Here is a 12899-nt window from a genome sequence, read left to right on the forward strand (position 1 = left end):
GTACTTACCGTTTTTTTTTTTGTTTTTACACGTAGCCGTAATTCATCAAACGCTGATAACGGCGATCTAATAAGGTTTCTTTATCTAGTATATCAAGGTCTTCAAGATCGCTTAAAATGCGTTGTTTTAATGCTTGTGCCATTTCGTCATATTGACGATGCGCACCGCCCAACGGCTCGGTCACGATATTGTCAATTAGCTCAAGTTCTTTTAACCGACTGGCTGTTAATCCCATCACTTCAGCGGCGGTAGAGGCTTTTTCCGCACTTTTCCACAGGATTGACGCGCAACCTTCCGGTGAAATTACCGAATAGGTACTGTATTGCAACATGTTGACTTTATCGCCCACACCGATAGCTAACGCCCCGCCGGAACCGCCTTCGCCGATAACCGTACAAATTACCGGCACGGTTAATGTTGACATTTCACGCAGGTTGCGGGCAATGGCTTCCGATTGACCGCGTTCTTCCGCACCAACGCCCGGATACGCTCCCGGCGTATCAATGAAGGTGATGATTGGCAAACGGAAACGTTCCGCCATTTGCATTAAACGTAATGCTTTGCGATAACCTTCCGGCGCCGGCATACCGAAATTGCGTAATACTTTTTCTTTGACCGAGCGCCCTTTTTGATGGCCGATAACCATCACCGGGCGACCGTCTAAACGCGCCAAACCGCCGACAATCGCTTTATCGTCTGCAAAAGCGCGGTCGCCGGCTAATTCTTCAAATTCGGTAAAAATACGGGAAATATAATCTAAAGTATAAGGGCGGTTCGGATGACGAGCCATACGAGAAACTTGCCATGCGTCTAGGTCAGCAAAGGTTTTTTTAGTGAGCTCGGCAGTTTTTTTCTGCAAGCGTTTAATTTCATCGTCAAGATCGATTTTGCTGTCTTGATCCGTTACCGAACGTAAAGATTCGATTTTTGCTTCAAGCTCTGCGATCGGTAATTCAAAATCTAGATATTCTGTTTGGTTTTGTTGACTCATTTTTTTTCTCAATATAGGGTCTGTTTATAAAAGAAAAACAGACCTTAGTTATCACAAAATAATGTCGCACTTTACCAGTATTTTTATAGGTGTGCAATTTAGTAACATATTCTATGCTTTTTTGCGGAAAAAATCAGTGAAATTATTGAATTTTTTATCAGGTTGAGCCTGTTATCAGGCTCATCACTTTATTACGTATGATTTAGGGCCGTTAATCTTTTATAAACTTCGTCGCAGCCGTTTATAAAAGATAAGCAGACCCTAATATTTTCCCGTATTGAACCAGTTTACATAATCCAATTGATCGTAAAATTTCTTCCCGTTCCAGCCGGAAAATTCAAATAAATCGCCCACTTGCGATTGCGCTTCAAAACCGGGAATGTAAAGTGCGGATGAAAATTCGGTATATTTTTTATGAGTGAACACGATTTTATTCGCAAAAGGCAGTTTATCAAAGGCGCTTAAATCTTCATAACGGCAGCCGTCGCGATCAGTCATCAGGATAAATAAATTGTCCAGATTGATTCGTTTGGTTCGCTCGATCCATTTGTTACGGGCTTCCTGTTCCGAATGATAATGCATAAAATAAACGGTTAAATCCTCTAATTTGCCTACGGGATAGGCTTTATCCGTTTTAATAAACTGCAAATCCGCCTGCATATAATGATGAATATTTTGCAGATATTTAACAAAGTCGGCAGGTTCCAGATAAAGATTAACGAAAGGCGAACGGAATTGTTCCGCCAAATCATGCAAAATAAAAGCGCCGTTACAATTGCTGGCAATCACCGACATTTCATGATTGGTTAATAAGCGTTGATTTTTTCTATTAATAGAACGGCGAAATTGCTTATTTACTTGATTACGTATTTTTTCGATCGCTTTTTTTATGAGATTTTGCATATTGGAATAGTCTCGACTGATAAACTTATCTTTTCTTTAACTTAAATTAAACCTCATTTTACTCAGGATTTCACAAATTAAAAAGTGCGGTAGAATTTTAATGAATTTTAAATTCATCGTTTAAAATAAAATGCGTTATATTTCATATAAATAACGGCAACCGTTTGCCTGAGAGATAAATCACAAAATAGGTGATAAAAGGTTAAGAAGCCATTTAAATTTACGTAATTTTCAGATAGGCTAGACAAATATTATTTTTGATAAACAGTTTAAAAGGGAAAGAAGCACTATGACAACTATTTTTACTATTGCTCAAAACTGGCTGGAACAAGATCCGGATCTCGAAACTAAAGCCGAATTAGCGCAATTAATTGATAATGCAAAAGCGGGTGACGAAAATGCTTTAAAAGAATTAACCGCCCGTTTTGACGGACGGTTGCAGTTTGGCACGGCAGGTTTGCGCGGTCGCCTGCAAGCCGGTTCAATGGGCATGAACAGAGTATTGGTGGCGCAAGCGGCAGGCGGATTAGCCGATTATATCAAACAATATGATCATAATGCGCCGTCAATCGTAATTGGTTACGACGGACGTAAAAACTCCGATATATTTGCCCGCGATACGGCGGAAATTATGTCGGGTGCAGGCATAAAAGCCTATTTATTGCCACGCAAATTACCGACTCCCGTATTGGCTTATGCGATTAATTATTTTGATGCCACAGCCGGTGTAATGGTTACCGCAAGCCATAACCCGCCGGAAGATAACGGTTATAAAGTTTATTTAGGTAAAGAAAACGGCGGCGGCCAGATTGTTTCACCCGCCGATAAAGATATTGCGGCATTAATTGATAAAGTAGCGGCGGGCAATATTAAGAATTTACCGCGCAGCCAAGATTATGTTGTGCTGGATGATCAAGTGGTGGATGCCTATATTGAAAAAACGGCGAGTATTGCACAAGAGCCTAGAACGGACATCAATTACGTTTACACCGCAATGCATGGTGTCGGTTATGAAGTGTTAAGCAAAACATTGCAAAAAGCCGGGCTTTCCCAACCGCACTTGGTGAAAGAACAAGTGTATCCCGACGGTACTTTCCCGACTGTGAGTTTTCCTAATCCGGAAGAAAAAGGCGCACTGGATTTAGCCGTTAAATTAGCGAAAAAACAAAACGCCGAATTTATTATTGCCAACGACCCGGATGCCGACCGTTTGGCAGTGGCGATTCCGGATGCCAAAGGTAATTGGAAAAGCCTGCATGGCAACGTATTAGGTTGCCTGTTGGGCTGGCATTTAGCAAAAAAATATCATGCCGCAGGAAAACAAGGTGTACTGGCCTGCTCGTTGGTTTCTTCACCGGCACTGGCGGAAATCGCGAAAAAATACGGCTTGCAATCGGAAGAAACCTTAACCGGGTTCAAGTATATCGGTAAAGTTAAAGGCTTATTATTTGGCTTTGAAGAAGCCATCGGCTATTTGGTTGACCCGGATAAGGTTCGGGATAAAGACGGTATTTCCGCCTCCGTTGCGTTTTTAGATCTGGTACTTTATCTGAAAAAACAAGGCAAAACCATTTTAGATTACATGAATGAATTCAATCGGGAATTCGGCGCTTATGTAAGCGGACAGATCTCAATTCGCGTAAGCGATCTTACGGAAATCAGCAAATTAATGACCGCACTTCGTAACAACCCGCCAAGCGAAATCGGCGGATTCAAAGTAACGCAATTTATCGACCACTTAAAAACAGAGCGTAATAACGACATTTTAGTGTTTACTTTAGAAAACGGCAGCCGTTTAATTACTCGTCCGTCCGGAACCGAACCAAAAATCAAGTTTTATCTGGATGCCAAAGGTAAAGACGCGCTCGACGCCGATAACGTATTAGCCCAATTCGACGAAAGCGTCCGCGCATTACTGCGCCGGGAACAATACGGCAAACAGGATTGTTAGCGGATGATCGGGAATAACAATTAATAAATTACATAGGGGAGCGCTGTTGCTCCCATGGGCCTATACCATAATTTACTATAAAAAAGAAATGCTATGGGGAAACTCCCGTAGCATTTTAAAATACAAAAAAATCACCTAAAGAATTATTCTTCAGGTGATGTATTTCTAAAATATGCAAGCATTTTGTAAGAAGCATAACACTTGCAAAACGGCTATTTATAAGGCTTTAGATTCCTTTTTTAACTACTCCCACTCAATCGTCGCAGGAGGTTTTCCGCTGACGTCATACACCACGCGGGAAATGCCGTCCACTTCGTTGATGATACGGTTTGAGATTTTGCCTAATAGATCATAAGGCAAGTGCGCCCAATGTGCGGTCATAAAATCGATGGTTTCTACCGCACGTAACGATACCACCCAGTCGTATTTACGCCCGTCGCCCATTACGCCGACGGATTTCACCGGCAGGAATACGGTGAACGCCTGGCTGACTTTATAGTACCAGCCTGAGTTGTAAAGTTCTTCGATAAAGATGGCGTCGGCTTTGCGCAGTAAATCGCAGTATTCTTTTTTGATTTCACCCAATACGCGCACCCCTAAACCCGGGCCCGGGAACGGGTGGCGGTTGAGCATTTCGGCAGGCAAGCCTAAGGCCAAGCCGATTTTACGTACTTCATCTTTGAATAATTCGCGAAGCGGTTCCACTAAGCCGAGCTTCATATAATCCGGTAAACCACCTACGTTATGGTGGGATTTAATCACGTGTGCTTTGCCGGTTTTGCTGGCGGCGGATTCAATCACATCCGGATAAATGGTGCCTTGTGCCAGCCATTTAACGCTGGTTTGTTTGTGGGATTCTTCGTCGAATACATCCACAAATACTTTACCGATCATTTTGCGTTTGGATTCCGGTTCGTCAATGCCTTTCAATGCGTCTAAGAAACGATCTTCGGCGTTGACGCGGATAATATTCAAGCCGAATTTATCGCCGAACATTTCCATTACCTGATCGCCTTCGTTTAAACGTAATAAGCCGTTATCCACGAACACACAGTGTAAATTTTTGCCGATAGCGCGGTGTAATAATAATGCGGTTACCGAAGAATCCACACCGCCGGATAAGCCTAAAATCACTTCATCGTCGCCCACTTGCGCTTTAATGCGAGCTACCGCATCTTCAATGATGTTTTCCGGCGTCCAGTTGGTTGTACATCCGCAAATATTCACCACAAAGTTGGTTAATAACGCCAAACCGCTTTTGGTGTGGGTAACTTCAGGGTGGAACTGCACGCCGTAGAAATGACGGCTTTCGTCAGACATGGCGGCGATTGGGCAAGTCGACGTGGTACCGGTCAGCTGAAAACCTTCCGGCAAACGGGTTACTTTATCGCCGTGGCTCATCCAGACGTCCAGTTTTGGCAGGGAGGAATTTAAATCATCATTCAGCTGAGCAAAAAGTGCGGTGGAATTTTCGAGAGAAACGGAAGCATAGCCGAATTCACGGTGGCTGGACGGTTCGGTCAGCCCGCCGAGCTGCATTGCCATGGTTTGCATACCGTAGCAAATGCCTAACACCGGCACGCCTGCGTTAAATACATATTCCGGCGCACGCGGGCTGTTGTCTTCGGTGGTGCTTTCCGGACCGCCGGAAAGAATAATCCCGGTCGGATTAAATTCACGGATTTGTTGTTCCGTTACGTCCCACGCCCAAAGTTCGCAGTAAACCCCGATTTCACGCACGCGACGCGCGATCAGCTGGGTATATTGGGAACCGAAGTCGAGGATTAGGATTTTATGGTTGTGAATGTTGTTCATTTTGTTTCCAATGATGATTAATTAATTCTTTTTGCTCATACGAATATAGGTTCCGCCAACACCATCACCTACATATTGAATATTAAATACTTCAGTTTTTCCACATCCTGTTACAGTCCAAGTTTCTTGGGCTTGTTCAACTGAATTTTGCGTTGCTGGTTTTGCGCTATTTATTTGTGTATGAATTTTTTCAGGTGAGCATTGATGAATAGCTCTAAAAAATATATTAATGTTGCGTTCAGTGTCTGATTTCAGCAACGCTCCCGCAGTTGTTTCACCAGAATATGATGGTCCTAAAATACCACAGCCAGTTAATAATAAAGCTAACGTTAATCCTGCTTTTTTCATGTCATACTCCTTTTATGACAATCAGATTTCACAAAACTTTGTAAATTTTAACCGCACTTTAAACTAGAAAAGGTGGGCTTAGCAAGCCCACCCTAGGGTTAATTTAAACGCTTATCCCAAACGATAGTTCGGCGCTTCTTTGGTAATAGTCACATCATGCACGTGGCTTTCTTTGATACCCGCGCCGCTGATGCGTACAAACTGAGATTTAGTACGTAAATCTTCAATGGTAGCGGAGCCGGTTAAACCCATACATGAGCGCAAACCGCCCATTTGCTGATGGATAATGTCTTTTAATAAACCCTTATAAGCGATGCGTCCTTCGATACCTTCAGGTACCAATTTGTCCGCTGCGTTATCGGATTGGAAATAACGATCGGAAGAGCCTTGAGACATTGCAGATAATGAACCCATGCCGCGGTATGATTTGTATGAACGGCCTTGATAAAGTTCGATTTCGCCCGGCGCTTCTTCCGTACCGGCAAACATGGAACCTACCATGACGCAAGAGGCGCCGGCGGCGATGGCTTTTGCAATATCGCCGGAGAAACGGATACCACCGTCGGCAATAACCGGAATGCCTCTGCCTTCTAAGGCGGCTGCTGCATCGGAAATAGCGGTAATTTGCGGTACACCCACACCTGTTACGATACGGGTTGTACAGATTGAACCCGGGCCGATGCCCACTTTCACTGCGCTTGCGCCGGCATCGGCAAGCGCGATTGCGCCTTCCGCGGTGGCGATATTGCCTGCGACAATCGGCAGATTAGGATATTTCGCGCGGGTTTCGCGAACGCGTTGTAATACGCCTTCGGAGTGACCGTGTGAAGAATCGATAAGTAACACATCCACACCGGCTTTTACCAGCGCATCAATACGCTCCTCGTTACCCGGGCCTGCTCCGACGGCAGCGCCCACACGTAAACGACCTAATTCGTCTTTACAGGCGTTTGGTTTTTGTTCCGCTTTTTGGAAATCTTTAACTGTGATCATGCCTTTTAGTTTGAAGTTATCGTCAACTACCAGCACTTTTTCTACACGATGGCTGTGCATCAAGGCAATAATGTCTTCACGTTTTGCGCCTTCTTTTACGGTAACCAGTTTTTCTTTCGGCGTCATCACTTCCGCAACGGTTTTATTTAAATCTTTAACGAAACGGGTATCGCGAGCGGTGATAATACCGACTAAATTATCATTCTGATCGATAACGGGATAACCGGCAAAGCCGTTTTTCTTCACTAATTGCGCCAGCTCGCCAAGGGATAATTCGGGAAAAACCGTCACAGGTTCGGAAACCACGCCGCTTTCAAATTTTTTCACTTTGCGAACGCGATCCGCCTGACGTTCGATAGACATATTTTTGTGAATAAAGCCGATGCCGCCCTCCTGGGCTAAAGAAATTGCTAATTTAGTTTCAGTTACCGTATCCATTGCCGCCGACAGCATTGGGATGTTCAAACGGATTTCTTTTGTTAATTGAGTGGATAGATTGGCCGTATTAGGTAATACTGTGGAATGGGCAGGAACTAGAAGAACGTCATCAAAAGTTAATGCTTCTTGTTTGATTCGTAACATAGCAATATTCTCTCTTGTTTTATGTGGATGTTAAAAAATATTGCGGACGGATTATACAGGGTTGGCAATCGTTTGGGAATGGATTTTTTAAAAAAAATTTTTACTTTTTTGAACTTTATGATAAAAAGACAAGTTACATTTTTTCGGGGAAATTTATGTCGTCCTTATTAGAGATTTTAGCCGACGGTCAGCCAAAAACTTTTAAAAAATTGACCGCACTTTTATCGCTCAGCCAAGCGCAATTGCTTGATGAAACGGAGCGCTTACAAACTTTAGGCATTCAAATTAAAGCCTCACCGCAAACCCTTCAATTAATACCTCAGCTTGATTTACTGGACGGCGCCCGCCTGAGCAAAGCTTTATTTCCTCATCGGGTTGTAATTCAACCGGTCATTGATTCCACTAATCAATATATTCTGAATCATTTAGCGGAACTGAAAAAAGGCGATTTATGTTTATCCGAGCATCAAACCGCAGGCAGGGGGCGGCGCGGTCGTCAATGGCTTTCGCCTTTTGCCGGGCAATTGATTTTGAGCATTTATTGGACGTTGAACGCCCGTAAACCTTTGGACGGTTTGAGCCTGGTAATTGGTATGGCGATTGCCGATGCCATAAAAAGTGCGGGCGGAAAAGAGATAAATTTGAAATGGCCGAATGATCTTTTATTAAACGGGCGAAAATTAGCCGGTATTTTGATTGAGATCGCGAACCGGCAACAGGATCAATTAAATCTGGTGATAGGTATCGGCATTAATCTTTCGCTGCCAAAACTGAAAGCTCAAATTGATCAGCCTTGGGCGGAACTTTGCGAAATATTACCGCAGTTAGATCGTAACGAATTGCTGATTCGGGTAGTTAAGCATCTTTATCTTTATCTCGCCGCTTTTGAACGGGAAGGGATTAATGCGGTGTTCCGTGAGAAATGGGCGGAGACGGATTATTATTTTAATAAAGAAGTGAACATTATTACCGAAAAGCAAACTATTACGGGCATAAACCAAGGTATTGATGAAAATGGTTATATTCTGATTAAAACTAAAAACGGCGAGCTTTTGAAATTTAACGGCGGAGAAGTTTCTTTGCGCAAGCCCGCATAAAGTAAAGGCTCCTTTTTTAATATAGGAGCCTTTTGAATTATTTGTTGGCTAAAATAACCGCCCGTTTAGGCGCCGGATAGCCTTCAATGGTTTTGCTGTGATCATTCGGGTCTAAAAAGTCAATCAGGCTTTCATTTTCCAGCCATTCGGTTTTACGCTGTTCTTCCAGCGAGGTGACTTCCACATCCACGCAACGCACATTGCTGAAACCGGATTTTTCCAGCCAATTAATTAAACAAGGCACGGAAGGAATAAAATAAACGTTTTTCATTTTGGCGTAACGTTCCGCCGGCACTAAGACATGATGTTCGTCACCATCCGTCACCAGCGTTTCAAGCACTAATTCTCCGCCTTTGCGCAATTGATTTTTTAACTGGCTCAGGTGATCCAGCGGCGATTTACGATGATAGAGCACGCCCATGGAAAAAACCGTATCAAATACGCCCAGCGGTTGCATTTCTTCAATACCTAACGGGATTAAATTTGCCCGGCGATCGTTATTTAACAGTTTGCGTACCGCTTCAAACTGGCAAAGAAATAATTCCGTAGGATCGATGCCCACCACCATTTTGGCGCCTTCACCAACCATGCGCCACATATGATACCCGCTGCCGCAGCCTACATCTAAAATAAGGCGATCCTGCAACGGCGCTAAATGGGGGAGTACGCGATCCCATTTAAAATCGGAGCGCCATTCGCAATCCACATGAATGCCGTGTAAATGATAAGGCCCCTTACGCCACGGCATAAGCTGCTTGAGGTGATAGATAATCCGTTGTTGTTCGCCTTGCGAAAGCGGAGAAACCGGCTCGGATTTGACCGCAGTTTTTAAATCGATACGCGCGGTTTTCAAGTGCGGTAAAAAATCCACGATTTTTGCCCATTTGGCGTATTCGCCGTGAGTTTGTTTTTGCCATCGGGCAAGTTGTGACGGCAGGGTTTCCAGCCATGAGGAAAGTTCGCTCACGGCTATTTGTTGATAAAACGGACGAAAATCAATCATGGTTTATTCCGCATTTTTGTAAGCAAGGTTTGCTTTTTCAAAGGTTTCGACAATTTCTTTATTTGGCGCCGGTGAAAGCAATGAAACCAGGATAATCATTAATGAGGCTAACGAGAATGCGGGAATCATTTCATAAACTCCTGACCATTCGGATGTCGCAGGAATTACCGATTTCCAGCTAAATACTACGATTGCGCCGGTCAGCATACCTGCAATTGCACCTGATGAGGTCATGCGTTTCCAGAATAAGGAGAGCAATACCACAGGCCCGAAAGAGCTGCCGAAGCCTGCCCAGGCAAATTCTACTAATTTTAAGACTTTATTGTTTTCATCCTGGGCAATCCAAATGGCGAGCGCGGCAATAATCAATACCATTATGCGACCCAGCCAAACCAGTTCTTTCTCGCCTGCTTTAGGACGAATAAAACCTTTGTAGAAGTCTTCGGTAATCGCACTGGAGGCGAGCAATAACTGACAGCTTAAAGTACTCATGACGGCGGCTAAAATAGCGGAAAGCAGAATACCCGCAACCCAAGGGTTAAAGAGCAGTTTCGCTAATTCGATAAATACCTGCTCGGGTTCTTTGGTGACCACCTCGGCGATTTGCGGATTGGCATGAAAGAAGGCAATACCGAAAAAACCGATACTGATTGCGCCGATTAAGCAGATAATCATCCAGGTGATACTAATACGGCGGGCTTTGTGTAAGGATTTTGCCGAATAAGCCGCCATGAAACGGGCGAGAATATGCGGTTGACCGAAATAACCCAAACCCCATGCCGCAAGGCTGAATAAACCTAATGTTGAAGTGCCGGTGAATAAATCGGTAAAGTCTTTTTGCATATCTATTTCCGCACTTTGCATGGATGCTGAAAAGCCGTCTATTCCGCCTAGAGAAACCACGATCACAACAGGGGTTAAGATCAAGGCAAATAGCATTAATGTGGCTTGGATAGTGTCCGTCCAGCTTACCGCTAAAAATCCGCCGATAAAGGTATAGGCGATAGTCGCTAAAGCGCCGTACCAAAGTGCGGTGGCGTAGGGAATACCAAATAGATTTTGGAATAATTTAGCGCCGGCAACCACGCCTGACGAACAATAAATAGTAAAAAATACTAAAATAATAGAGGCGGAAATAATCTTTAACAAATTGTGCGAGGTACCGAAACGGCTATGAAAATACTCGGGCAAGGTCAGCGCATTATTGTTAAATTCCGTATGAACGCGCAGACGACCGGCGACAAACAACCAGTTTAAATAGGCGCCGATAGTTAAACCGATGGCAATCCAGCCTTCGATTAAGCCGGAAACATAAACCGCGCCGGGCAAGCCCATTAGAAGCCAGCCGGACATATCGGATGCGCCCGCAGACATGGCTGTCACAAAACTGCCTAAACGGCGCCCGCCGAGAATATAGTCCGAAATATTATTGGTATAATAATAAGCAAGTACGCCGATGGCGAGCATACCTAAAATATAAATCGTAAATGTAATGAGTGTTGGATCTAATCCAAACATTATGAATCTCCATGATTAATCGTAATTTCAAATTAAGTTTGTTAACGGTAAAAACTTAAATACGATTAACAATAATTTAAAACCCGCACAAGCCTGTGTTTATTTTGGCAAAATTTGAGAAAGCTCACATTTTACAATAATTAGCTCTGTTATTCCATTGTCCTTTTCGCTAGACTATGTTCAATTTTGTTAAGTTTTAGGTATTTTTTATGAATTCTGTTGAATTATTGGTGAACGTAACGCCGAATGAAACCAGGATTGCGTTGGTGGATACGGGGATTTTGAAGGAAGTCCATATCGAACGTCAGGCGAAACGAGGGATAGTCGGTAACATATATAAAGGCCGTGTGACCCGCGTTCTGCCCGGTATGCAGTCGGCATTTGTGGATATCGGTTTGGAAAAGGCCGCTTTTTTACACGCTTCCGACATTGTTTCTCACACCGAATGCGTGGATGAAAGCGAACAGAAACAATTTATCGTGAAAGATATCGCCGAATTAGTGCGAGAAGGGCAGGATATCGTAGTGCAGGTGGTGAAAGATCCTTTGGGAACCAAAGGCGCGCGCCTGACCACGGATATTACGCTGCCTTCCCGTTATTTGGTATTTATGCCGGAAAACAGCCATGTGGGCGTTTCCCAGCGTATTGAAAGCGAAGACGAACGGGCAAGATTAAAAGCCTTGGTAGAGCCTTATTGCGACGAATTGGGCGGCTTTATTATCCGCACCGCCGCAGAAGGCGCCACAGAAGACGAATTAAAACAGGATGCGGATTTTCTTAAACGTTTATGGCGAAAAGTAATGGAACGCAAAGCAAAATATCCGACCCGTTCCATGCTTTACGGCGAACTTGCTTTGGCGTTGCGTGTGTTGCGTGATTTTGTCGGCGCCGGCATCGAAAAAATCCGTATCGACTCAAAATTATGTTTCACCGAAGTGAATGAATTTTGCGAAGAATTTATGCCCGAACTGGTGGATAAACTGGTGCTGTATTCGGGCAATCAGCCGTTATTTGATGTGTACGGGGTGGAAACGGCAATTCAAATCGCATTGGATAAGCGCGTGAATTTAAAATCCGGCGGTTATCTGATTATCGAACAAACCGAAGCCATGACCACTATTGATATTAATACCGGTGCTTTCGTCGGCCATCGCAATCTGGAAGAAACCATCTTCAATACCAATATTGAAGCGACGCAAGCCATTGCCCAACAACTTCAATTGCGTAATCTCGGTGGTATTATCATTATTGATTTTATTGATATGCAAACCGACGAACACCGTAACCGGGTTATTCAGTCTTTGGAAGAAGCGCTTTCTAAAGATCGCGTAAAAACCAATGTGAACGGTTTTACCCAGCTCGGCCTGGTGGAGATGACCCGTAAACGCACCCGGGAAAGTCTGGAACACGTTTTATGCGGCGAATGTCCCGCCTGCCAGGGACGGGGTCATGTGAAAACCGTGGAAACCGTGTGTTATGAAATTATGCGTGAAATCATTCGTGTTCACCATTTATTCTCAAGCGAACAATTTGTGGTTTACGCTTCCAGAGCGGTATCCGAATATCTGATCAACGAAGAAAGCCACGGCTTAATCGCCGAACTTGAGGTTTTTATCGGCAAACAGGTACAGGTGAAGACAGAAGTATATTACAATCAGGATCAGTTTGACGTCGTTGTTATGTAAGTCGTCATATAGT

General features: G+C 43.9%; 10 protein-coding genes. 3 read left to right on the top strand and 7 right to left on the bottom strand.

Annotation, left to right across the window (positions count from 1 at the left end):
• Positions 1 to 25 precede the first annotated feature (25 nt).
• Both accA and MS_RS03575 read right to left on the bottom strand, forming a co-directional pair.
• Positions 26 to 991 carry an acetyl-CoA carboxylase carboxyl transferase subunit alpha gene (gene accA / locus MS_RS03570; RefSeq protein ID WP_011199947.1) on the bottom strand — a complete coding sequence of 322 codons (966 nt, stop codon included), beginning with the start codon at positions 989 to 991 and terminating at the stop codon, positions 26 to 28.
• A gap of 261 nt (positions 992 to 1252) precedes the next feature.
• Positions 1253 to 1894 carry a DUF1919 domain-containing protein gene (locus MS_RS03575; protein WP_011199949.1) on the bottom strand — a complete coding sequence of 214 codons (642 nt, stop codon included), beginning with the start codon at positions 1892 to 1894 and terminating at the stop codon, positions 1253 to 1255.
• 289 nt (positions 1895 to 2183) lie between these two features.
• Here MS_RS03575 and MS_RS03580 point away from each other — a divergent pair, with 289 nt between their 5' ends.
• On the top strand, positions 2184 to 3845 hold the full coding sequence (locus tag MS_RS03580) for a phospho-sugar mutase (protein ID WP_011199950.1): 1662 nt from the start codon (positions 2184 to 2186) through the stop codon (positions 3843 to 3845).
• Between the two features lie 243 nt (positions 3846 to 4088).
• Here MS_RS03580 and guaA read toward each other — a convergent pair whose 3' ends face one another.
• From guaA to guaB, 3 genes are all read right to left on the bottom strand, one after another.
• A complete protein-coding gene (gene guaA, locus MS_RS03585; RefSeq protein ID WP_011199951.1) occupies positions 4089 to 5660 on the bottom strand; it encodes a glutamine-hydrolyzing GMP synthase in 1572 nt (523 codons plus the stop codon).
• A 21-nt stretch (positions 5661 to 5681) separates the two neighbouring features.
• Entirely contained in the window at positions 5682 to 6008 is a 327-nt protein-coding gene (locus MS_RS03590; RefSeq protein ID WP_011199952.1) for a hypothetical protein, read from the bottom strand.
• Positions 6009 to 6119: 111 nt separating this feature from the next.
• Positions 6120 to 7583, bottom strand: coding sequence for an IMP dehydrogenase (gene guaB / locus MS_RS03595; protein ID WP_011199953.1), 1464 nt, complete (start codon positions 7581 to 7583; stop codon positions 6120 to 6122).
• 155 nt (positions 7584 to 7738) lie between these two features.
• Between guaB and birA the strand changes: the two genes are divergently transcribed.
• Positions 7739 to 8680, top strand: coding sequence for a bifunctional biotin--[acetyl-CoA-carboxylase] ligase/biotin operon repressor BirA (birA, locus tag MS_RS03600; RefSeq protein WP_011199954.1), 942 nt, complete (start codon positions 7739 to 7741; stop codon positions 8678 to 8680).
• Positions 8681 to 8717: 37 nt separating this feature from the next.
• Here birA and cmoB read toward each other — a convergent pair whose 3' ends face one another.
• Both cmoB and putP read right to left on the bottom strand, forming a co-directional pair.
• Positions 8718 to 9683: a tRNA 5-methoxyuridine(34)/uridine 5-oxyacetic acid(34) synthase CmoB gene (gene cmoB, locus MS_RS03605; protein ID WP_011199955.1), complete on the bottom strand. Its 966-nt coding sequence runs from the start codon at positions 9681 to 9683 to the stop codon at positions 8718 to 8720.
• 3 nt (positions 9684 to 9686) lie between these two features.
• Complete coding sequence (gene putP, locus MS_RS03610) at positions 9687 to 11201, bottom strand: sodium/proline symporter PutP (RefSeq protein ID WP_011199956.1); 1515 nt, start codon at positions 11199 to 11201, stop codon at positions 9687 to 9689.
• A gap of 209 nt (positions 11202 to 11410) precedes the next feature.
• Here putP and rng point away from each other — a divergent pair, with 209 nt between their 5' ends.
• Positions 11411 to 12886, top strand: a complete 1476-nt coding sequence (rng, locus tag MS_RS03615; protein WP_011199957.1) for a ribonuclease G — start codon at positions 11411 to 11413, stop codon at positions 12884 to 12886.
• The last annotated feature ends 13 nt before the right edge of the window (positions 12887 to 12899 follow it).

It is taken from the genome of [Mannheimia] succiniciproducens MBEL55E (assembly GCF_000007745.1).
Lineage (GTDB): Bacteria > Pseudomonadota > Gammaproteobacteria > Enterobacterales > Pasteurellaceae > Basfia > Basfia succiniciproducens.

What these genes read in the sequence shown, in the direction of transcription:
- rng (WP_011199957.1), top strand. Translation starts at nt 11,411, where the DNA reads ATGAATTCTGTTGAATTATTGGTGAACGTAACGCCGAATGAAACCAGG.
- guaB (WP_011199953.1), bottom strand. Translation starts at nt 7,583, where the DNA reads ATGTTACGAATCAAACAAGAAGCATTAACTTTTGATGACGTTCTTCTA.
- putP (WP_011199956.1), bottom strand. Translation starts at nt 11,201, where the DNA reads ATGTTTGGATTAGATCCAACACTCATTACATTTACGATTTATATTTTA.
- MS_RS03580 (WP_011199950.1), top strand. Translation starts at nt 2,184, where the DNA reads ATGACAACTATTTTTACTATTGCTCAAAACTGGCTGGAACAAGATCCG.
- birA (WP_011199954.1), top strand. Translation starts at nt 7,739, where the DNA reads ATGTCGTCCTTATTAGAGATTTTAGCCGACGGTCAGCCAAAAACTTTT.
- MS_RS03575 (WP_011199949.1), bottom strand. Translation starts at nt 1,894, where the DNA reads ATGCAAAATCTCATAAAAAAAGCGATCGAAAAAATACGTAATCAAGTA.
- accA (WP_011199947.1), bottom strand. Translation starts at nt 991, where the DNA reads ATGAGTCAACAAAACCAAACAGAATATCTAGATTTTGAATTACCGATC.
- MS_RS03590 (WP_011199952.1), bottom strand. Translation starts at nt 6,008, where the DNA reads ATGAAAAAAGCAGGATTAACGTTAGCTTTATTATTAACTGGCTGTGGT.
- cmoB (WP_011199955.1), bottom strand. Translation starts at nt 9,683, where the DNA reads ATGATTGATTTTCGTCCGTTTTATCAACAAATAGCCGTGAGCGAACTT.
- guaA (WP_011199951.1), bottom strand. Translation starts at nt 5,660, where the DNA reads ATGAACAACATTCACAACCATAAAATCCTAATCCTCGACTTCGGTTCC.